This window comes from Pseudarthrobacter humi, from assembly GCF_024294965.1.
GTDB classification, from domain to species: domain Bacteria; phylum Actinomycetota; class Actinomycetes; order Actinomycetales; family Micrococcaceae; genus Arthrobacter; species Arthrobacter humi.
The window spans coordinates 59114-79442 of the sequence record NZ_JANCLV010000007.1 but is presented as its reverse complement, the minus strand read 5'-3'; the positions used below and the strand labels follow the sequence as shown (position 1 = coordinate 79442).

Below are 20329 nucleotides of genomic sequence, written 5' to 3'. Positions count from 1 at the left end.
CGGCGCGCCGGAACCGGAATCCGCGCGGCCGGGATCGGCGAGGCGCGGATCAACAGTACCGGGATCAGTGCTGGCTGGATCGAGCAGAAACACGGGGCCTCCCCATTGACGTGCCTGGCCGGAGGACAGTTCCCCTGACGCTGGTTTGAATCTAGCAACGGCCACTGACAACGCGGGGTCACTTAATGCCCGTCCGAGGCCGCCTCTCGATGGGCACTAAGTGACCCCGCGTTGCCCTAGCTCTCTGCTGCCCGCACTTGGGCTTTGTCGTGCTCGGCGTGGGCTTCGCGGAGGAGGTCCAGGAATTCGGTCTCGTTATGGATGAGCCGTTTGTACTTCTCCGGCAGGCTGCGGATCTGGTCTTCCTCCCGGACCATCTGCGTGAACAGCTTGTCCCGCTCCGCCATGTCCGTTTCGTAGTTGAGGTCCAGGTATTCGATGGCGTGCCGTTTGGCGCCGGACACCGCGTTCTTGGCCTTGCCTTTGGGGCTGAAGATCGAGGCCAGGACGGTGACCGCCAGGACGCCCAGGATCACGGTCAGGGACACGCCGGTGCTGACTTCGACGACGTTGACGTGCAAGCCGTCGTTGATAAACGGCAGGTTGTTCTCGTGCAGGGCATGCAGGATGAGTTTGACGCCGATGAAGCCGAGGATGGCGGCGAGACCATAGGCAAGGAAGATCAGCCGGTCCAGCAGTCCGTCGATCAGGAAGAAGAGTTGGCGCAGGCCCATGAGCGAGAACGCGGTGGCCGTGAAGACGATGAAGACGTTCTGCGTGAGGCCGAAGATGGCGGGGATGGAGTCCAGCGCAAACAGGATGTCGGTGCCGCCAATGGCCACCATCACCAGGAGCATCGGGGTGAGGACGCGTTTGCCGTTCTCCTGGGTGAAGAGCTTGTCGCCGTCGTAATGGGCCGACGCCGGGAGGTACTTTTTCGCGAGCCTGACCACCACGCCTTCGGCGTCTTCGTCGTGGCCGTCCGGCTTGAGCAGGTTCCCCGCGGTGATCAGCAGGATCAGGCCAAAAATGTAGAACACCCACGCGAAGCTGTTGATCAAAGCGGCGCCGAGGAAAATGAACGCCGTCCGGGCGATCAGCGAGAAGACGATGCCGAACAGCAGCACCTTCTGCTGGTCCGCGCGGGGGACCTTGAAGCTGGCCATGATGATCAGGAACACAAAGAGGTTGTCCACGGACAGGGCCTTCTCCGTGATGTACCCGGCGAAGTACTCGGTGCCCATGGTGGTGCCGCCGAACCACAGCACGCCCAGGCCAAAGAGGAGGGCGATCCCCACATAGATGGAGGACCAGATGGCCGATTCCTTGAGGGTGGGCGTGTGTGCCTTGCGGACATGGAAGAAGAAATCGAAAGCCAGCAGGCCCACGATTCCCGCGATGGTCAGGGTCCAGACAAAGGGAGGGACGTCCATCTGTCCACCCTACCTAGGCGTTTGCCGTTAGTCCTGCTTGACTTGGATAACCCCCTGAACAAGGGTGGAATGGGACCGTCACACCGAGCTGAAAACCGGTTGCGCTGCCGGTGAGGGCTTGAACCAAGGAGAGTGCAACGTGGCACGCAAGAACCCGCACGTGGAAGATGCCAACGAGGCTGACATCGAGGTCAGCGGCCACCCCAAGACGTGGGCCGCGGGCGTCCCGGGCGTCTACCACTCGTTGGAGCCGGCCGTGCAGCACATGGGCCTGGTCAGGACCGGGAAAACCCTGCTTGCCCTGAACCAGAAGGACGGTTTCGACTGCATGAGCTGCGCGTGGCCGGACCCGGGGCACCGCAAGACGTTCGAGTTCTGCGAAAACGGCGCCAAAGCTGTCACCTGGGAGGCCACTCCGGTGGTGATCGGCTCCGAATTCTGGGCCGAGAACCCGGTCAGTGACCTGCGGCAGCGGTCCGAGTACTGGCTGGGGATGCAGGGGCGCCTCACCGAGCCTGTCCACAAGCCGGCGGGGGAGGACCACTACCGGCCGGTCAGCTGGGAGCAGGCGTTCGCCATCGTCGCCGACAAGCTCAAGGGGCTGCCGAGCCCGGACCAGGCCGCTTTCTACACCAGCGGCCGGACCTCCAACGAGGCCGCGTTCCTCTACCAGCTGTTTGTCCGGGCCTACGGGACCAACAACCTGCCGGACTGCTCCAACATGTGCCACGAGTCCTCTGGCTGGGCCATGGGCCAGACCATCGGGATCGGCAAGGCCACCATCTCCTACGATGACTTCGCCAAGGCGGACCTGATCATCGTGATGGGCCAGAACCCGGGCACCAACCACCCGCGGATGCTGACCGCCCTGGAGGAAGCCAAGGAGGCGGGAGCCAGCATTGTGGCTGTGAATCCGCTGCCGGAAGCGGGCCTGATGCGCTACAAGAACCCGCAGAAGGTCAAGGGGATCATTGGCCGCGGCACGGAGATCGCCGACCAGTTCCTGCAGGTCCGTATCGGCGGCGACATGGCCCTGCTCCAGGCTGTCTCCAAGCGGGTCCTGGACGCCGAAGCTGCGCATCCGGGCACGGTGCTGGACCACGCGTTCCTTGCCGAACACTGCCAAGGTCTGGAGGAGCTTCGCGAGCACCTTTCCCGGCTGGACGAGGCTGCCGTGCTGGCGGGCACCGGCCTGCGGACCGAGGATATCGACGAGCTCGCGGACCGTTATCTCAGGGCGGAGAAGGTGATCATCACCTGGGCCATGGGCATCACCCAGCACAAGAAGGGCGTGGCCACCATCAAGGAGATCATCAACCTCCTGCTGCTCCGGGGCAACATCGGCAAGCCCGGCGCCGGAGCCTCTCCCATCCGCGGTCACAGCAACGTCCAGGGCGACCGCACCATGGGCATCTGGGAGCAGATGCCGCCGGCATTCCTGGACGCCCTCGGCAAGGAATTCAGCTTCGAACCGCCGCGCGAACACGGCGTCGATTCCGTCGAAACCATCAGGCAAATGCGCGACGGCGGCATCAAGGTTTTCGTGGCCATGGGCGGTAACTTCGTGGGAGCCATTTCGGACACCCACGCGGCGTTCGAGGCGATGGAGAACACCGAGCTCTCGGTCCAGATTTCCACCAAACTCAACCGCTCGCACACGGTCACCGGCGCCGAGGCGCTGATCCTGCCCACGATGGGCCGCACGGAGATCGACATGCAGGAATCGGGTCCGCAGTTTGTGTCCGTGGAGGACACGGTCTGCGCCGTGCATGCCTCACACGGGACGGTGGAGCCGGTGGCGCCGGGCCTGCTGTCCGAAGTGGCAATCGTCAGCAGGCTGGCCCAAAAAGTGGTGGGTGACTCCGTGCAGGCGGACTGGGCCGGGTTCGAGAAGGACTACGACCTCATCCGGGACCACATCTCGCACGTGGTCAGCGGCTGTGAGGACTACAACCGGAAGATCCGGCAGGACGGCGGTTTTGTGCTCCCGAACGGGCCACGGGATTCGCGGACGTTCACCACCCCGACGGGCAAGGCCATGCTCACCGTCAACGAACTCGAACATATGGAGCGGCCGGCCGGAACGCTGATCCTGCAGAGCATGCGCTCGCACGATCAGTTCAACACCACCATCTACGGCAACAACGACCGCTACCGGGGCATCAAGAAAGGCCGCGAAGTGGTGTTTGTCAGCCCCGGGGACCTCGCCGAACTGGGACTCAGCGACGGGCAGCACGTGGATATCCACGGCGTGTACCAGGACAACGTGGAGCGGGTGCTGCGGAACTTCCGGGTGGTCTCCTACCCCACGGCGGCCGGCTGCGCGGCAGCCTACTACCCTGAGGCCAACGTGCTGGTGCCGCTGGACAGTGTGGCCGAGGGCAGCCAGACGCCGGCGTCGAAGGAAGTGATCGTCCGGCTGGAGCCGGTGGCCGTGCTAGTTGGGGAACCGACCGCCGCGGGATAGGGGGCTGCGGGCCAGAACCGCTGATGGAGATCCTGGACCCGCTACTGACCGGTGTCCGCCCACCCCTCAGCCGCCGGGCCGCCGTCGTGCCCGTCCTCGCACAGCCGGAAGGCGACGTCCGCCGCCTGGGTGACTGCCGCCGTCGACTTTTCCTTGGATCCGGCGCTGCCGTTGCCGGCGGCGAGCCCTGCGGCGTAACCCACCAGGAACGTGGTGACCGGTGCGGCCGCATGGATCACCGAGCCGGCAGACTTCCTGGCCAGGTCAAGGAGGAGTTCCTGATCCACCTCCAGGTCCAGGATCTGCAGTGCCTGCGCCAGTCGCTGGGTCCACTGGTCCAGGACCTGGGCTTCGTTCTCGTCAACAGTCATGTTCGCTCCTAGGTTGGCGGTTCGCTGCTGGTGGGCGGCAGGGGGAGTCCTTGCCCATTGCCCACGACACTACAATGCTTGGGCGGCTGCGTCACCGGGCTGCGGCAGCGGCCTTGACACCCCGTTTTGCCCTGAGGAACATCGAAGGTGCCGGGGCAGCTGGCGGTCTCTTGGGAGTTCAGTTGCTGACCGGCCCCGTGAAGGGACGTGGGATGCGGGCAGCCGTTCATGGTTTCAGCTCCTCAGGCTTTGCGGTCGCTGTGGCAGCGGCCGCGCTGGTGGCCTCGCTCGCAGGCTGCACCAGCGCCCCGGATCCGCCGGATCAGCAGTCCCCGACTGTTCAATCCACGACGGCGGCGTCCGCCACTGCCCGGGCGCCGCGGGCTTTTGTGGGGGTGCTGGAAAAGTACAGCGCGGAAACGCGTGCACGGGGAGCGACGGCGGTCATCATCCAGCTGAAGTCACGGCTGGGCGAATGGTCCTCGGCCGAAGGCTTCCGCAGCCTTGAAACCCAGGAACCTGTGCAGTTGACGGACCAGACCCATATCGGCGACATCACTACCACCATGGTGGCGGTGTCCGTCATGAAGCTGGTGGAGGAGGGAAAAGTCCAGCTCGATGACCCAATCCAGCAGTACCTGCCGGACTTCGAGAACATCATTAAGCCGCCTGGACCCATCACCATACGCAGCCTGCTCAGCCACCGGTCCGGGATGCCCGATTATTGGGTATCGCCCATCCACATAGGTGACGGGCCCTTCACCCATGAGCAACGTGTGTCGTTCGTTGCGGGCATGCCCTGGACCGGCGGATCGGGCAGCCTGTATGGCTACTCCGCCACGAATTATTCGGCGTTGGCCCTCCTCGTCGAGAAGCTGCAGGGCAAGGACATCGGAGCGGTCATTCACGACGACAACGTGGTGCCCTTGGCGCTGCAGGACACCCTGATGACGGGGGATGAGCCGGGCCCGCAGCGGATGCTCCACGGCTACACCCGGACGGAAACCGGCGAGTTGGAGGACCAGGCTCTAGTTCCATTCCACAACGGTTCCCCCGACACCGGGATGATTTCCACCGTCCCGGAACTCAACACCTATTTCGCCGCACTGCAGAAAGGGACCCTGCTGACGCTCCAAAGCGTGCAGGAGATGCATCATCCAAAGTACGAAACGTTCGGCCTTGGCCTCGTCAGGCAGTACGACGAGTGCTCCAACAATGACTATTTCGGCCACATCGGCGTGGTGCGGGGATACGCGGCACTCGCGCTGATCAGCGCAGACGGGTCCCGGCAGGTGGCCATGGCGGTGGCCCGTGAACCCGCCCCGGACCCCGTTGGTTTCGAAGACTGGCGATCGCTCGAGATGGCCGAAGCAGCCGTGAACGCGCTCAACCTGGCCTGTTAGCGGGCCGACGAAATAAGGGCGGGGGTCCCGAGGTTAGGCTGTACGAGAAGCCGAACCGAGGAGATCCCGTGCACGATGTCACCATCCGCCACAATCCGGAGCGGCAGCGCTTCGAAGTGCTGACCGGCGGGAACGTCATTGGTAAAGCCGTGTACAAGGAGTACGACGGCGGCGGCCCGCCGCAGCGGATTTTCTACCACACGGTGATCAATGAGGAATACGGCGGGCAGGGGCTCGCGGGCAAGCTCGCCAAGGTGGCGCTCAATGAAACGGTGGAGGAGGGCCGCGCCATCGTCCCGGTCTGCCCCTTCATCAAGAAGTACGTCCGCAAGCACCCCGAATATGCGGCGGCGGCGGTGGCCGTCACGCCGGCGCACCTGGAGTTCCTGAACACCGCCTTGGCCCCGCGGGCCCGGGCGTAGCGGTCAGGTGCCTGCCGCGCTCGGCCGAGCCGGGCGTTGACCGCGGAACCCTGGGAATGGTGCACGGGGTGCGATGCCGCCGCCGGGCTTATCGTGGAGGTATGGACTCGCCAAAGGTGCAGCTGTACTTGGATATCACCGCTAAAGGCCTGTGCCTGCTGGGCGTCGCGCTGATGATCTTCGGCCAGGGTGGATGGTTCTACGTGGGTGTCGCCACCGTGGTCCTGGGCGTGCTGTTCATTGGCGCCTCGCTGATGGCCACCCGCAACCTGCGGCACAGGGGATGGGACGGCAGGAACCGGCCAACAGCCGGATAGCCCGTCCCACCCCCTCGCCCGTAGGAGCCCTAAGCCTGGGCCGCATCCAGTGGCTGGGGAACGATCGGCTGGTCGTTGGCCGTCAGGTCGATGCCCATGTCCTTGGCGAAGACCAGCCGGGTGTCCTTGTAGATTCCGGGGTGGTTCTCATCCAGCTCAAAGACCCGGGCGCCGCGCAGGCGGTTCCGTTCAGCGCCGGGGAGACCATAGGCGCCGAATCCGGTTCCGGGGGCGTAGCCGAGCTGCACCCCGTAGTAGTTGCCCACGTAGGTGTTGACGTGGTCGTGGCCCACAAAGTAGCCGAGCACATCCCCGCGTTCCAGGAAGGCGCTGAACAGGCCGGAGTTGATGGGGCCGGGGCACTCGTCCTCGTTCCGTTCACCGACGATGTTGTGCTTCGTGCGGGCCCGGGTGTGATCGGCGTCCGTCCGCGAGTCGAGGCTGGCGAACCACATGTTGCGGTGCTCGTGGAGCGCGATGTGGCCCCACATCAGGGAGGGGACCTTCTTGCCGTACTTCTGCTCGGTGGCGATGGACAGGTTGCGGTACCAGGTGACCTGGTCCATGCGTACCCAGTCCCAGTCGGGGTAGCCTTCGAAGTCCTGTCCATTGATGGCGTCCGGGGCGTACCGGCCTGTGTCGATGAGCCACAGGCCGAAGGCGGGCTCCTTGGACTTGGCCGACTGCACGAGCAGCAGCGAGTTCGACGTCCCGGTGAGCCCCGGCGTGGAGTCGCCGTTCACGTTGAATTCATAGGTCTGCAGGAACTGCAGCATTTTGGCCTCGGTCATGCCCGTCCGTGCCACGGAATCCTCGTCGTGGTTGCCGAACGTGACGGCCCACGGGATCTGCCGGCGCTCCATGGGCTGGACCACGTGGTTGAGTGCCTGCTTGACCTCCAGCTCGGAGTCGCAGCCGCCATTGATCACATCGCCGTTGATCACCACGAAGTCCGGCTTCTCCGCGTCCAGGGTCTTGTCCATGAGCTCGATGGTGCGGCGGTCCGTTTGCTCATCGTCCTGGGTGTCGTTGAACTGGACCACTTTGAAGCCGCCGTCAGGGCGGAAGGCGAGGGTGGGTTTGGGTGCCTTCGCCCCCGGCGCCGCGTAGCTGCCGGTTGCCGCCGCCACTGTCAGTCCCAGCGCGCCAAGCGTTCCGGCGGCAGCCAGCGCTGCTCGTCGACTGAGGGTGTGCTGGTGGATTCCGGTGGTCATCGTTGCCTCTTTCGCTGATGCGGCCGTACTTCCGGCCGTCGATCCTGCGACCGTACGCAAGACAGGTATCGGGTTCCGGAACACTTGGTGAACGCCACATGCGGGACCCGCTGAATAGCGGCTCCCTCCACCTATGATTGCGGCATGTCAACTTACGAAGTCACCCGCAGCGCCCTTATTCCCGCCCCCGCGGAAGACGTGTTTCCGCTGGTCAACAGCTTCCTGGAGTGGACCAAATGGTCGCCCTGGGAGAACGTGGACCCGGAACTTAACCGCTCGTATTCGGGCAGTGAGGCCGGTGTGGGGGCCACGTATGCCTGGAGCGGCAACCGCAAAGCAGGCAGCGGAAACATGGAGATCGTCGAGTCGGATGCTCCCCGGAGCATCAAGGTCCGCCTTGAGTTCACCAAGCCGTTCAAGGCCGTAAATCCCACCACGTTTACGTTCACACCGGCCGACGGCGGGACCCAGGTCACGTGGCGGATGACCGGCGAGAACAAGGGGCTCGCGAAGATTTTCGCCATGGTCGTGAACATGGACAAGATGGTCGGCGGCGACTTTGAGCGCGGGCTGGCCGCCCTCTCGGCCGCCGCGACGGCCAACAAGGCCTGACCCGGGGCGGCTGACGCCGGCGCTTGCCCGGTGTCAGCAGGTGATGGCCTCGTCGCGAACCAGACCTTCGCCACGGGGTGGGCGCGGGGCAATGCGCGGCTCACTGGAGGAAGGCCCGACGTCGGCCTCTCACCCATGGTGATCGCTGCGCCGCGCGCCTATGGTGAGGTCATGTCTGATTCCTTTTCGTCCCTCGTGGACACCTTCAAAAACATCGGTGTCACCAAGGCCTATGGCCCGGCCGTCCAGGTGGGCGGGGAAGAAATCATCCCGGTTGCCCTCGTGTCCTTCGGGTTCGGGGGAGGCGGCGAAGCCGGTGACGGTGCCTCCGGCGGCGGTGGCGGCGGGATGGTGCTGCCGCTGGGTGTGTACCGGACCGTCGGCGGCCGTGCGGTGTTCCGTCCCAACACCGTGGTCACCCTGATGTGCCTGGTCCCGGTGATCCTGGCTGTCGGCGCCGCTGGGGCCCGGGCTATCCGCGCCGCGCGGTCCTAGCCATACTGCCCGGCCAGAAGCCTGCCCCGCAGCCTGCCCAGAAGCCCGCCTGGCCGGAGGGCGGCTAGCCGGAGACTCGGCGGTCGCGCGCCTGGCGTGCCAGCCGGATGAATCCATAGACAAAGACGGCCTCGACCAGCAGCATCAGCCCGAGCAGCAGCCACTGCCCCTGCGCGATGAAGACCACCGCGCCGGTGAGGACCAGCATGGTTCCCAGCGCCAGCGCGTACACGGCGAAGCCGAGGGCCACTTTGGCGCTGCGCACACCCGTTCGGAAGCCGAAGCCCACCGGTTCGCCGCCGGGATAGCCGGCCACACGGTCCGGGACTGCGGGCTTGAGCCTGTCGAATTCCGCCCAGGGATCGGGGTCCTGATTGCTCATGCTTCCATTATCCCGCGGTTCCCGGCCCACTTGCGGCCGACGGATTCTGCTGATGATTGGGCAGAATCCGACGCGAGGCACAGAATGCGCGTCATTGCTCTTGCTTAATGCGTTAGCAGTCGCTAACGTAACTCCGGTGCCTGATCTTCTCGAAACTGCCGCGGAACCGAACAGGCGCCGCCTGCTTCAACTGCTGGCCCGGGGCGAGCAGTCCGTCACTGAACTGGCGGCCAACTTTGCCGTCAGCCGGTCCGCGATCTCCCAGCACCTGCTGGTGCTGGCCGACGTCGGACTGGTGCGTGCCAGGAAGGACGGACGCAACCGGTACTACAGTCTCGACTCCGGAGGAATGAGGAGTCTCAGGGAATCCCTGGACATTTTCTGGACCGACGAACTGGATTCACTGGTGGCCGAGGCCACCGCCCTGCAGCATCCACATCTCAAGGAGAACCCTGATGACCATTGACAAATCCGTCTTCATTCCGGTCGACCCGGACACTGCCTTCGCCCTGATCACCCGGCCCGAACGGCTGCGGCGCTGGCAGGCCGTCGCGGCGCGCGTGGACCTCCGGGTGGGTGGAGAATACCGCTGGACCATCACGCCGGGGCACTCCGCGGCGGGCACATTCACGGAAATCGAACCCGGCAAGCGCGTCGTCTTCACCTGGGACTGGGAAGGTTCCACGGCCCCAGCCGCCGATGCGTCCACGGTCACCATCACCCTGGACAGCGTCGACGGCGGGACCAACGTCCGCCTCGTCCACGAGGGCCTCAGCCCGGAAGCCGCGGCCGGCCACACCGAGGGGTGGAACCACTACTTCGAGCGCCTGGTCACGCTGGCCAGCACGGACGACGCCGGCGCTGACGATTGGGCGGCTGCTCCGGATCCGCTCACGGAGCTCGTCAGCGCCGAGGCCACTCTCGCGATCGTCCAGCGTGTCCTGCGGACGCTGACACATGGTGACGCGGACAAGCCGACGCCGTGCGAGGACTTCACCGTAGCGGAACTCGTGGAACACCTGGTGGGCTCCATCACGGGAATCGGCAAGGCCCTGGGTGTCGCCGTCGTCGATCAGCCGGATGCCGCACCGGAAGTCCGCGTCGCGGACGCCGCCCAGCCCACGCTGGAAGCGTTCCAGGCCCGCGGCCTGGAGGGGACCGTCGACATGGGCTTCGCGGAACTGCCGGCCTCCATGGTGGCCAACATCCTGAACCTGGAATTCCTGGTCCACGCCTGGGACTTCGCAACGGCCACCGGCCAGGACCTGGACGTTTCGCCGGTACTGTCCGACTACGTCCTGGGCCTGGCACACAACACCATCAGCCCGCAGATGCGCGGAAAGAGCTTCGCCGACGAAACCCTGGTGGAAGAATCCGCGGCAAGCATGGACCGGCTGGTGGCGTTCACCGGCCGCCGGGTCATGGCCAACTGATCGCCGAGGGGAATCAGGCCATCGCCCTGAAAACCGGGGCTGCCGGCCCACCGGGGAGTACCGCCTCAGCGAAGTTCCCGGCGGGACGAAGGTCAGGTTCGCCCTGGACCTGCAGCCCCAAGGCCTGATGAAGCTCGTGGGCCCGGGGAGCGCCATGCCGCGAAGCCCCCGGCGCGCGGGGTTGCTCGTTCAGGTTTGGTGGCTAAACCACCGGGTTGGGGACCAAGAGTGACAGGTCAGCCTGGGTGAGCGGCTCGTAGATGGCGGGTTCCTGGTGGGTAACCACGACGGCGTCGCTCACCACATCTGCCAGCCGGCCGTGGCGCGCGTAGGCCTGCCGCTGCAGCCTGGCGCCGGTTCCGTCGGCGAAGATCCGCTGCAGGGATTCCTCGACGTAGGCTGCATCGCCGGCCTCCACCAGGGCGTCGCGGACGTGGTTGTGGAGGGCGGCGATGACGTTGCGCGCGGACTCCGGTTTGTGGGTCAGCGGGTGGAGCAGCTCGCCCTGGATGCCCCACCGGCTGGCCAGCCAGGCTCCCTGGCGCAGGATGATGGCTGAGACCGTGTCCGCCGCCTGCCCGGATTTCCATTCCCGGGCAGCTGTCTCCACCAGGCCCCGCACCAGGGCGGCGATCAGGACGGTGTCGCGGGGATCGAGGCAAACATCGGATACCCGGATCTCCACGGTGGGGTGGCGGGCGGAGAGTCGGGCGTCAAAATCAGGGTTATTGACTACGCCCGTGGCAGCCAGGTCCGCCACGCGCTGGTGGTAGGCCTGCGCCGAGCCGAAGATTTCCGTCGGCCCGGCCGAGGACCAGCGATTCCAGGCCTGGGTGCGGAAGCTCGCGTAGCCACTGTCAGCGCCGTCCCAGAACGGGGAATTGGAGCTCAGCGCCATCAGCGGCGGCAGCCAGGACCTGATGCGGTCCAGGATTGCGACGCCTTCCTCATCGGAATCGACCGAGACATGGATGTGGCATCCGCAGGTCAGCTGCTCACGGGCCACCACGGCGAACTTTTCCAGCAGCGCGTCATAGCGGGGGTTGCTGGTGGAGTGGGGTGTCACTGCCAGCGGGGATGTGGCAAGCGCGGCGATCCTGGCGCCGACTTTTCGGGCGAGTGAGTCCGCGTAGGCGCGGCCTGACAGGATCTCGGCGGAGAGTCCGCTCAGGGTGCTGTGCGGGTGGGTGATCACTTCGAGCTGTTCCTGGTGAAGCTCGACGGCGAGCGCCGGGTGCGTGGAAAGGTCCGCCGGTTCGCCCGGGTCCTGGAGGCGCAGCAGGTCTGCTGCCAGGGGCAGGGGACTGCCGTTGGAGGGATCAACGATCAGGAATTCTTCTTCAACACCAAAAGTACGCACTGGTTAAGTGTGCGCCAACAAAAGCGGCTCCAAATGCCACACCTGTTCCCTGAAACCGTGGAGGCTTCCGGGAGGGCCGCCTGAAGCGGTTAAAACCCCCTATCCGCGGGTGCCCTTTCAGTTCCATAATGGCCACGTAGGCTTCGGGGACCCTCGCGCGGATGATGGCTACGGCGCACGAGAGTCCCAGGTGGCCGCTCCGGCACTTGGCGCAACGGGCGGCCACGCGGCACCGGACAACGGGGTTCCGGAACCGCCACCGGGGGAGAGCATCGCCACCAACGCGAAAGCAAGGCACAAAGGAAATCATCATGCTCAAGGATCGAACCATCATGGCTGTTCTCGCTGCGAAGGACATCAACAGGGCGAAGGATTTCTATCGGGACAAGCTGGGCCTGGAACCGTCCGAGTCCATGGAGGACGACAGCCTGTTTTACAGCGGCGGCAACGGAACGGGATTCCTGATTTACCAGACGGAGAATGCCGGGACGGCCAAGAACACCCAGATGGGTTGGGAAACGGACAACCTCGAAGCCGAGATGGAGGAATTGCGGGGCCGCGGGGTCGTCTTTGAAGACTACGATTTCCCCGGCCTGAAGACGGAGAACGGCGTTGCTGATAACGACTGGGGGAAGTCCGCCTGGTTCCTGGACAGCGAAGGGAACATTCTCAACATCTCCCAGCGCAAGTAGCCACCCGCAGGGCTGATTGGCGCACGAACGGGCCGCACTCGCCGCGAAGGCAGATGCGGCCCCTTCGGCGTAGCACCCCGCCAGGGTTTCCTTGTCCTTTGCTGCCATGGCCGTGGTTAAGCGGTCCATGACCTCGCGTGCCTGTCCCATTTCGACCTCCATGTGTTGAGGGCGGCCGCACGGAAGCGCGGGCCGCTTCGTGATTTGGCCCTGCAACCGCAGGCGCCAATCCCTCTGTGAATACCGCGGAGAAAGAGGAAATCCATGGGCACAAAAACAGACGCAGAAACAGTTGAGGCAGTTCTCCATGACGGCTCAACCATCCCCGTCACGGTCCAGGGAGACGGACCCGGCGTCCTCCTGCCGGTCAGCCTGGCCGTGCACACGACGGCCGAAGCGGCGACGCTGCGCCAGTGGGGCGGGGACCCGGACCTGGGACCAAACCTCATCAACGGACTGGCACCAACCAACCGGGTCCTGGCCGCGGACTACGAGGCGCACCGAATGGCCCACCCGGCGCCGCAGACGCTCACCCCGGGGAACATCGCGGAGGATCTTCTGGCACTGGCCGATGCCGCCGGCGTCGACCGTTTTGCCTACTACGGCTACTCCTGGCTGGCTCTGAGCGGCCTGCAACTGGCACTTCGCACCGACCGTCTGCGGGCGCTCGCCATGGGCGGGTTCCCGCCGCTCGAGGGTCCGTACCGAAGCATGCTGGCGGTCACCCGGGCAGCGCACGCCATGTCCGTACAGAAGGCCGGCCAATCGGCCGACGAACCGGCAGGCCCGGTCCCGGAACCTGAGCCGGGCGACTGGGATTCGGTGTCGGTCCAGAGCACCGAGGCGCAGACGCAGCAGTTTGTCACCCTGTACGAAGCGCTGCAGGGCTTTGACGATTCCGCCGCAGTGCTCCCGGCCGACCTGCCCAGACTCGCGTTCGCCGGCGCCGAGGACCAGATCGACTACAAACCGGTCTGGGGCGGAGTGCGGGTGTCCATCGGGGAGCCCCTGGCGAGGCATCAAGCGGCCCTGGCCAAGGCCGGGTGGGACGTCCGCGTCCTGCCGGGCCTGGATCACCTGGGCGCGATGCACAGCTCGGTGGCGCTGCCCATCCTGGCCGGCTGGCTGCAGAAGACGGGGTGGGTGAAGTAGCTAGGCTGGGGCCATGGATTTTCTCATCAGGCAGGCCACTCCCGAGGACGCTGAAGCCGTGGTGCAGATGCACACGCTGGCCCACGAGGAGACCTATGGCGACCGGCTGTCAGCGGAGTTCTTCCGCGCCCGGAGGGCCAGCCTTCCCGAACGGGTGGAACGCCGTCGGCCATTCCTGGCGGGCCGCGACCCGCGGATCATTGCCGTGGACGCCAACCATGAAGTGGTGGGGCTCGCCGACTCGGGTCCCGCACGGGATGAGGACGGCCCGGAGGTGTTGGAACTGTATTCGCTGTACACACTCCGGCGGACGCACGGCAGCGGGCTGGGGGCCGCGTTGCTGAGCGCGGCCATTGGTGAGAGCCCGGCATATCTCTGGGTGCTGGAGAACAATCCCCGGGCGCAGGCCTTCTACGTCAAACACGGCTTTCGGCCTGACGGCACGCGCGGCCAGCTGCCACCCGAGTGGGAAGAACTGCCCGAAATCCGCATGGTCCGTCAGGGGCGGGGCCGGTCATGACCATGCGGACGGGATCCTTGCCGGCCAAGGGGTCACTACCGCGCTGGGCCAGGATCGCCGTCGCCGTTTACCTGGCGGTGACGGTTGCCTCTGTCGGAGCTTCGCTCGTCACCGGTTCCTTCGAAACGGGTCTGGATGCCGTGTTCCGGGAGCGGCTGTGGCTGGCCGTGGTGGTTCTGACGCTGCCCGTTTCGGCGGCGTATTTCGCCGTGGTCTTCTTCCTTGATTCCTCGGGTCCGCCGCCGCAGGGCGGGTTGAGGCCGACGACGGTTATCTACTACCTGGGGTTCCTCGCCCTTGCGGTGGTCAACGCAGCGCTCTTCCGGTGGATGGTCCTGAGCATCCGGAAGCCGGTTTCGGCCGCCGCCACGCCTGTTGCTAGGCCTGTTGCTGCGCCCGAGGTTCCGGTGGTGTCATTTCACGGGGTCACCCGGAACGTCCGGAGCCTCTGGTGGACGGTGCCCCTGGCTGTCCTGCTGAGCTATCCGCAGTGGCTCGTGGCGGGTTTTGCCTGGTGCGGGATCAGCGGCTGCAGCGGCGGGGGTTTCGGGGTGTCCACAGGGACCGAATGGTTGGCGGTCACCATGAGCGTGGTGAACGGGTTGATTCTCGCGGTGGCTGTTTTTGCAGTGCGCTGGCTGTATCCCACGCGGAGGCGTGCCCTCATCGCCCTGGCGGCCGGAACGCTGTTCGCGCTCCTGGGTGCGGCAGTCACGCACGGCTGAGCACCGCAGGAAAATGCGTGAGCACCCCTCGGCAACGCGGCCAATCGTGGGTACGGTGGCGTCATGCAAAAGATATCGATTGAGGCTTTGGCCCGCCAGCAGATCACTGCCGCAGTTGCGGCGCCCAGCGGGCGGGCAGCCGACACGGCGTTCGGCGGGCATGAGAAGAAACTGCGGCAGACCGTCATGGCCTTCCGTGCCGGCACGCAGCTCAGCGAGCACCAGAACCCCGGCGAGGCAACGGTCTACGTGCTGAAGGGATCGGTCTTGCTGAGGGCTGGCGGGGAGTCTTGGCAGGGCAAGGCAGGGGATCTCCTGATCGTGCCGGACGGGCTGCACAGCCTGGAAGCGGAAGAGGACTCGGCGGTGCTGTTCACGGTGGTCAAGACCGACAGGTAGCGCGGGACTGGTTAACTGGCACGTGAGTCGAGAGAAGGAGCACCATGTCCGGTTTGCCCGCAGCACCGAAACTACGCGTGAGTCTGCCCAGCCAGAACCTGGTGGACGCACTCGAGCCGTCCGCCGGCGTCGAACTCTTCCTGTGGGACATGACCGGTCCCGCGCCGGCGGAGCGGTTCGACATTGTGGTGCCGCCCTACATGGGCGCGGCGGAGGCGCTGACGGCGCTGGACTCCGTGGATGTGGGGCTGGTGCAGAGCCAGTCGATCGGGTACGACGGCGTCGCGGCGGTTCTGCCCGCGGGGTGCCGTTTTGCGAATGCGGCCGGAGTGCATGAGACGTCGACGGCGGAACTTGCGTTGGGCATGATCATCGCCAGCCAGCGGGGAATCCCGGACTTTGTGCGCAATGCCGCGACGGGAACCTGGGACAACTCCCAGCGTCCCAGCCTGGCCGACAGGCGCGTTCTCCTGGTGGGTTACGGGGGAGTGGGGAAGGCGGTTGAGGCCAGGCTGTTGCCGTTCGAGACCGAGGTGACGCGGCTGGCCAGCCGCGGCCGCGACGACGAGCGCGGCAGGATCCACGGAATTGATTCGCTGTACGAACACCTGCCGCTGCACGACATTGTGGTGGTCAGCGTTCCGCTGAGCGAGCAGACCCGGCACCTGGTGGACACCCGCTTCCTGGCGGCGATGCCCGACGGCGCGCTCCTCGTGAACGTGGCCCGCGGGCCGGTGGCGGATACCGAGGCCCTGCTGCGCGAGACGTCGTCCGGCAGGCTCCGGGCCGCCCTGGACGTGACGGACCCCGAACCGCTGCCGGGCGATCATCCCCTGTGGACCGTGCCCGGAGTCCTTATCACCCCGCACGTGGGTGGGGCGAGCACCGCCATGCTGCCGCGGATGGCGCGGCTGATCCGGAAGCAGATCGGGCTGCTGCAGGCCGGGCAGGAACCGGTGAATGTGGTGCTGGGCGGGACCGCCGGGCGGTAGCGGCGCTGGGGCCTCAAGTGTCCGTTCGCGCGAGACGACATCGGGGGCGAGCCGTGTCTTTGGCCTTTTCTCCAACGAATTGCGCCTAGCATGACGCTGGTAGGCGCATCCACTATCTCCGAGTTGAAGGCCAGAGGCCCGGATATCCGTGACTTACGGAATGCGGTCCGATTGACGGGTGCCATGCCGCCCCACTGAATTCCTCACTGATTTCGCAATCCCGAGGAATCGCACAATTTTCGCGGTGCCGGACCTTCATCTTCAAAACACCTAAGGATCCAATGCGCAACCGCTATCTAATCCCTGCCCTGACCGCCGCAACAGCACTTATGCTGTCGGGTTGTGTGGACAACAGCGCCCCGGCGGCGGCGGATAAAGCGTCTTCTGCCGCGGACACCGCAGTCCAGAAGAATGAGGAACTTGCGGCTTTGCTGCCGGAGAAAATGAAATCCGCGGGCGTCCTGAATGTGGGCATGGCCAACAATTACCCGCCCAACGAATTCAAGGACGGCAACGGCGCCCCAGCAGGCTGGTCGGTGGACCTCACCAATGCGTTGGGTGCCTCGCTCGGGCTGAAGGTCAACTTTGACATCGGCACGTTCGACAACATCCTCCCGTCCGTCAAGGCGGGCAAGGACGACATGGGCATGTCGTCGTTCACCGACACGCTGGAACGCGAAAAGCAGGTGGATTTCGTGAACTATTACTCGGCGGGCATCCAGTGGGCGGCGCCAAAGGGCAAGACTGTGGACCCGGACAACGCCTGCGGACTCAAGGTTGCCGTCCAGGCCACCACGTATGAGGACACCCACGAGGTGCCGGCCAAGTCCAAGGCGTGCACGGATGCGGGCAAACCCGCCATTGAAATCTTCAAGTACGACGCCCAGGACCAGGCGACCAACGCGCTGGTGGTGGGCCAGGTGGACGCGATGAGTGCCGATTCGCCGGTGACCCTCTACGCGATCTCGCAGACGAAGGAGAAGCTGCAGACCGCCGGGGATGCCTTTGAAGTGGCGCCCTACGGGATTCCGGTGGACAAGGCGAGCGAGTTCACCCCGGTGCTGCAGAAGGCACTGCAGGCCCTGATCGACGACGGAACCTACAACAGGATCCTGTCCAAGTGGGGCGTGGAAAGCGGCGGCGTGAAGACGGCGGCGCTCAACGTGGCGTCGTCGGCCAAGTAGCCAGCGTGACGCTTCCCAAACATGCCGCCGTGGCGCGGTCCAACCCCGCAACCGGCGGAACGGAAGCGCAGGGGGACGCCATTGTGGCCGTTCCCCTGCGCCACCCCTGGCGGATCTCGACCGCCGTCGTCCTGGTGTTCCTGCTGGCGCTGTTCATCGTGGATGCGTCGCAGCGGCCCGACTACGGTTGGGCGGAGGTGGGCAAGTACCTCTTCGACCGCCGGATCAGCCAGGCCGCCTGGGTGACCCTGACGCTCACCGTCTACGCCATGGCCGGCGCCATCGTCCTGGGGCTGCTCCTGGCCATCATGCGGCTCTCGCCGAACCCCGTGGTCAAGAGCATCGCATGGCTGTACCTGTGGATCTTCCGCGGGACCCCGGTCTACGTCCAGCTGGTGTTCTGGGGCATCGTGGCGCTCATCTACCCCGTGTTCACCATCGGAATCCCGTTCATGACGCCGTGGATCACCATCCCCAACGATGTGTTTACCAACCTCTACATCACCGCGGTGATCGGACTGGCGCTGAATGAGGCCGCCTACATGTCCGAAATTGTCCGCGCGGGCCTGCTGTCCGTGGATGAGGGCCAGGAGGAGGCGTCGACGGCGCTCGCCATGTCGTGGGGCCAGACCATGCGTTACGTGGTGGTTCCGCAGGCCATGAAGATCATCATTCCGCCCACGGGCAATGAGGTGATCTCCATGCTCAAAACCACCTCACTCGTGGCGGCCATTCCGCTCAGCATCGACCTCTACGGGGTGTCCCGCGGCATCTCGGCGGTGACGTTCACACCGGTGCCGCTGCTCATCGTGGCATCGATCTGGTACCTCCTGTTCACGTCGGTCCTGATGGTGGGGCAGCACTTCATCGAGAAGCGCTTCTCCCGCGGAACGGGACGGCGGCAGGCGGGACCGGCGTCGGAAACTGATCCTGCGGCGGCGGCAGTGACTGCTGCGCCACTGGGCAATGATTTGGGAGGCAAGGGATGAACGCTACTCCGATGGTGACAGCGGACCGGATCTCCAAGAGCTTCGGTTCCAACAACGTGCTGCGCAGCATCAGCCTGGAAGTCCAGGCCGGTGAGGTGCTGTGCATCGTGGGGCCCAGCGGCTCCGGCAAGTCCACTTTCCTCCGCTGTATCAACCACCTTGAAAAGATCGACGCCGGCCGCCTCTTCGTGGAGGGGCAGCTGGTGGGTTACCGGCAAAAGGGCGACAAGCTTCATGAGCTCAAGCCCAAGGAAGCAGCGCTCCAGCGCCGCGACATCGGCATGGTGTTTCAGCGGTTTAATCTCTTTCCGCACATGACCGCGCTGGAAAACATCATCCAGGCGCCGATGCGGGTCAAGCGCATTCCGAAGGCCAAAGCCACCCTGCGCGCCAGGGAGCTGATGGAGCGCGTGGGATTGGGGGACAAGGCGGACCACTACCCGGCGCACCTGTCCGGCGGGCAGCAGCAGCGTGTGGCCATCGCCCGGGCGCTGGCCATGGATCCGAAGCTGATGCTCTTCGACGAACCGACCAGTGCCCTGGACCCGGAGCTCGTGGGTGAGGTGCTGGACGTGATGAAGGAGCTGGCCACGAGCGGCATGACCATGATCGTGGTGACCCACGAGATGGGCTTTGCCCGCGAGGTGGCGGACTCCATCGCCTTTATGGACGGCGGCGTGGTGGTTGAGTCGGGCCCGCCCCGCGAGCTGCTGGGCAATCCCCAGCAGGACCGGACCAAGGCGTTCCTCTCAAAGGTGTTGTGAAGGCTGGACCTCAGGGAAGGTAATCCGGAGCCGCTTCGAGCTCGAAGTATTGCTCCAGTGTGGCCATTTGCCTGGTTTGCATGTCCAGGGCGAGCGCCTTTCCCACATAGCGCAGGTGCCATGGCTCGTAGGTGTATCCGGTGATGTCCTCTGCCCCGGCCGGATAGCGGATGATGAATCCGTGCTCCGGGCCGTGCTCGGCCGCCCACTGGCCCGCCGGCGTACTTGCGAAGCAGTCTTGCAGGGCGCAGGTTCCGCTGGCGTTGCCGATGTCCATTGCCAGGCCGGTCTGGTGTTCGCTGTGTCCGGGCCTGGCGGCAAGAGTATCGGCCGTCGTCTGTCCGTACTGACGCACATAGCTGTCATAGAGGCTGGCCTGCTGGCTGAACGAACGGTAGCCGCTGATCGGCATGATATTCACTCCGTCCGCCTTGGCGGCTTTGGCGAGCTGCTTGTAGGCGTCCGCGGCCTCAGCCCGCAGCCGTTCGCCTTGGACCCTGACCAGTGTCGCCGGCACATATGAGGCCGGGTTCAGTGCCCGGTGCTTGTTGACCACTACCTGCAAGCTGGAGGCGGAATCGATGTCGTAGTTCGTCGCGGCGACTGCCGGCACCGACGGCGCGATCAGGCCGAGCGAGAGCACCAGCCCCGCCACGGCACCTGTCATCCTGCTGATTCTTCTAAACACTGTGGCCTCCAAGAAGTGTACGGGACAGATGCGGGAACTTTACCGGTCTGCGGGGGCTTAGTCGAGGTGGTCAATTCGGAACCACTGCATGCCCGCACAGGTCCGCCTGGCGGCCTGAACTCCGCCAGGCCAGACGGCCCCCGGCAGGGGAGCAAATAGGGGGTTCGCGCTATGGACCCTTCGGACCGGCATGCCTAGACTGGCCGGACCCCCAACGCCAGGAAAACATCCAACTGCTCAAGCCACGGGCAGGCCCTGCACCTGGGGTCCATCGCAACACTTCACAACTCACGGCTACCCCACGAAGGTGTGCCG

23 protein-coding genes are annotated in these 20329 nt (G+C 65.3%); 17 read left to right on the top strand and 6 right to left on the bottom strand.

The annotated features are described in order from the left end of the window. Positions 1–236 precede the first annotated feature (236 nt). A complete protein-coding gene (locus tag NFC73_RS11875; RefSeq protein WP_254750435.1) occupies positions 237–1433 on the bottom strand; it encodes a TerC family protein in 1197 nt (398 codons plus the stop codon). A 139-nt stretch (positions 1434–1572) separates the two neighbouring features. On the opposite strand from NFC73_RS11875, the gene NFC73_RS11870 reads away from it, so the two are divergent. Next, positions 1573–3900, top strand: coding sequence for an FdhF/YdeP family oxidoreductase (locus tag NFC73_RS11870; RefSeq protein ID WP_254750433.1), 2328 nt, complete (start codon positions 1573–1575; stop codon positions 3898–3900). Positions 3901–3941: 41 nt separating this feature from the next. Here the strand turns inward: NFC73_RS11870 and NFC73_RS11865 are convergent, their stop codons facing one another. Next, entirely contained in the window at positions 3942–4271 is a 330-nt protein-coding gene (locus NFC73_RS11865; RefSeq protein ID WP_058929892.1) for a DUF6457 domain-containing protein, read from the bottom strand. Between the two features lie 212 nt (positions 4272–4483). Here NFC73_RS11865 and NFC73_RS11860 point away from each other — a divergent pair, with 212 nt between their 5' ends. The 3 genes from NFC73_RS11860 (at position 4484) to NFC73_RS11850 (ending at position 6413) form a co-directional block, all read left to right on the top strand. Then, complete coding sequence (locus NFC73_RS11860; RefSeq protein WP_254750431.1) at positions 4484–5674, top strand: serine hydrolase domain-containing protein; 1191 nt, start codon at positions 4484–4486, stop codon at positions 5672–5674. Between the two features lie 68 nt (positions 5675–5742). Then, positions 5743–6096: a GNAT family N-acetyltransferase gene (locus tag NFC73_RS11855; protein ID WP_254750429.1), complete on the top strand. Its 354-nt coding sequence runs from the start codon at positions 5743–5745 to the stop codon at positions 6094–6096. A gap of 101 nt (positions 6097–6197) precedes the next feature. Beyond that, on the top strand, positions 6198–6413 hold the full coding sequence (locus tag NFC73_RS11850; RefSeq protein ID WP_104062412.1) for a hypothetical protein: 216 nt from the start codon (positions 6198–6200) through the stop codon (positions 6411–6413). Between the two features lie 29 nt (positions 6414–6442). On the opposite strand, the gene NFC73_RS11845 is transcribed toward NFC73_RS11850, so the two are convergent. Continuing rightward, the gene (locus tag NFC73_RS11845) at positions 6443–7627 is read right to left on the bottom strand and encodes a metallophosphoesterase family protein (protein WP_254750427.1); all 1185 of its coding nucleotides are present in this window, start codon (positions 7625–7627) and stop codon (positions 6443–6445) included. Positions 7628–7771: 144 nt separating this feature from the next. Here NFC73_RS11845 and NFC73_RS11840 point away from each other — a divergent pair, with 144 nt between their 5' ends. Both NFC73_RS11840 and NFC73_RS11835 read left to right on the top strand, forming a co-directional pair. After that, a complete protein-coding gene (locus NFC73_RS11840; RefSeq protein WP_254750425.1) occupies positions 7772–8239 on the top strand; it encodes an SRPBCC family protein in 468 nt (155 codons plus the stop codon). A 171-nt stretch (positions 8240–8410) separates the two neighbouring features. Further along, a complete protein-coding gene (locus tag NFC73_RS11835) occupies positions 8411–8734 on the top strand; it encodes a hypothetical protein (RefSeq protein WP_254750423.1) in 324 nt (107 codons plus the stop codon). A gap of 64 nt (positions 8735–8798) precedes the next feature. Here NFC73_RS11835 and NFC73_RS11830 read toward each other — a convergent pair whose 3' ends face one another. Beyond that, positions 8799–9116 carry a hypothetical protein gene (locus tag NFC73_RS11830; protein ID WP_254750421.1) on the bottom strand — a complete coding sequence of 106 codons (318 nt, stop codon included), beginning with the start codon at positions 9114–9116 and terminating at the stop codon, positions 8799–8801. Between the two features lie 136 nt (positions 9117–9252). Between NFC73_RS11830 and NFC73_RS11825 the strand changes: the two genes are divergently transcribed. Further along, the gene (locus NFC73_RS11825; RefSeq protein ID WP_254750419.1) at positions 9253–9582 is read left to right on the top strand and encodes an ArsR/SmtB family transcription factor; all 330 of its coding nucleotides are present in this window, start codon (positions 9253–9255) and stop codon (positions 9580–9582) included. Then, positions 9572–10549, top strand: a complete 978-nt coding sequence (locus NFC73_RS11820; protein WP_254750417.1) for a TIGR03086 family metal-binding protein — start codon at positions 9572–9574, stop codon at positions 10547–10549. The genes NFC73_RS11825 and NFC73_RS11820 overlap by 11 nt, the downstream gene beginning before the upstream one ends. A gap of 202 nt (positions 10550–10751) precedes the next feature. Here NFC73_RS11820 and NFC73_RS11815 read toward each other — a convergent pair whose 3' ends face one another. Beyond that, positions 10752–11909, bottom strand: a complete 1158-nt coding sequence (locus tag NFC73_RS11815; protein ID WP_254750415.1) for a glutamate--cysteine ligase — start codon at positions 11907–11909, stop codon at positions 10752–10754. A gap of 311 nt (positions 11910–12220) precedes the next feature. Between NFC73_RS11815 and NFC73_RS11810 the strand changes: the two genes are divergently transcribed. The 9 genes from NFC73_RS11810 to NFC73_RS11770 all read left to right on the top strand — a co-directional run bounded on the left by NFC73_RS11810 (position 12221) and on the right by NFC73_RS11770 (position 19326). Continuing rightward, a complete protein-coding gene (locus tag NFC73_RS11810) occupies positions 12221–12601 on the top strand; it encodes a VOC family protein (protein WP_254750414.1) in 381 nt (126 codons plus the stop codon). 264 nt (positions 12602–12865) lie between these two features. Then, positions 12866–13753 (top strand): alpha/beta fold hydrolase, encoded by an 888-nt coding sequence (locus tag NFC73_RS11805; RefSeq protein ID WP_254750412.1) that lies wholly within the window; start codon positions 12866–12868, stop codon positions 13751–13753. A 13-nt stretch (positions 13754–13766) separates the two neighbouring features. Beyond that, on the top strand, positions 13767–14273 hold the full coding sequence (locus NFC73_RS11800; protein WP_254750410.1) for a GNAT family N-acetyltransferase: 507 nt from the start codon (positions 13767–13769) through the stop codon (positions 14271–14273). After that, positions 14270–14998 (top strand): hypothetical protein, encoded by a 729-nt coding sequence (locus NFC73_RS11795; RefSeq protein WP_254750408.1) that lies wholly within the window; start codon positions 14270–14272, stop codon positions 14996–14998. Before NFC73_RS11800 ends, NFC73_RS11795 begins: the two co-directional genes overlap by 4 nt. Positions 14999–15061: 63 nt before the next feature. Then, the gene (locus NFC73_RS11790; protein ID WP_254750406.1) at positions 15062–15397 is read left to right on the top strand and encodes a cupin domain-containing protein; all 336 of its coding nucleotides are present in this window, start codon (positions 15062–15064) and stop codon (positions 15395–15397) included. A 44-nt stretch (positions 15398–15441) separates the two neighbouring features. Next, positions 15442–16389: a 2-hydroxyacid dehydrogenase gene (locus tag NFC73_RS11785; protein WP_254750404.1), complete on the top strand. Its 948-nt coding sequence runs from the start codon at positions 15442–15444 to the stop codon at positions 16387–16389. 281 nt (positions 16390–16670) lie between these two features. Next, entirely contained in the window at positions 16671–17573 is a 903-nt protein-coding gene (locus tag NFC73_RS11780; protein ID WP_254750402.1) for an ABC transporter substrate-binding protein, read from the top strand. A gap of 5 nt (positions 17574–17578) precedes the next feature. Next, the gene (locus tag NFC73_RS11775) at positions 17579–18562 is read left to right on the top strand and encodes an amino acid ABC transporter permease (RefSeq protein WP_372494645.1); all 984 of its coding nucleotides are present in this window, start codon (positions 17579–17581) and stop codon (positions 18560–18562) included. Then, positions 18559–19326, top strand: a complete 768-nt coding sequence (locus NFC73_RS11770) for an amino acid ABC transporter ATP-binding protein (RefSeq protein ID WP_305884511.1) — start codon at positions 18559–18561, stop codon at positions 19324–19326. Before NFC73_RS11775 ends, NFC73_RS11770 begins: the two co-directional genes overlap by 4 nt. Positions 19327–19336: 10 nt before the next feature. Here NFC73_RS11770 and NFC73_RS11765 read toward each other — a convergent pair whose 3' ends face one another. Next, the gene (locus NFC73_RS11765; RefSeq protein ID WP_254750400.1) at positions 19337–19993 is read right to left on the bottom strand and encodes a M15 family metallopeptidase; all 657 of its coding nucleotides are present in this window, start codon (positions 19991–19993) and stop codon (positions 19337–19339) included. Between the last annotated feature and the right edge of the window lie 336 nt (positions 19994–20329).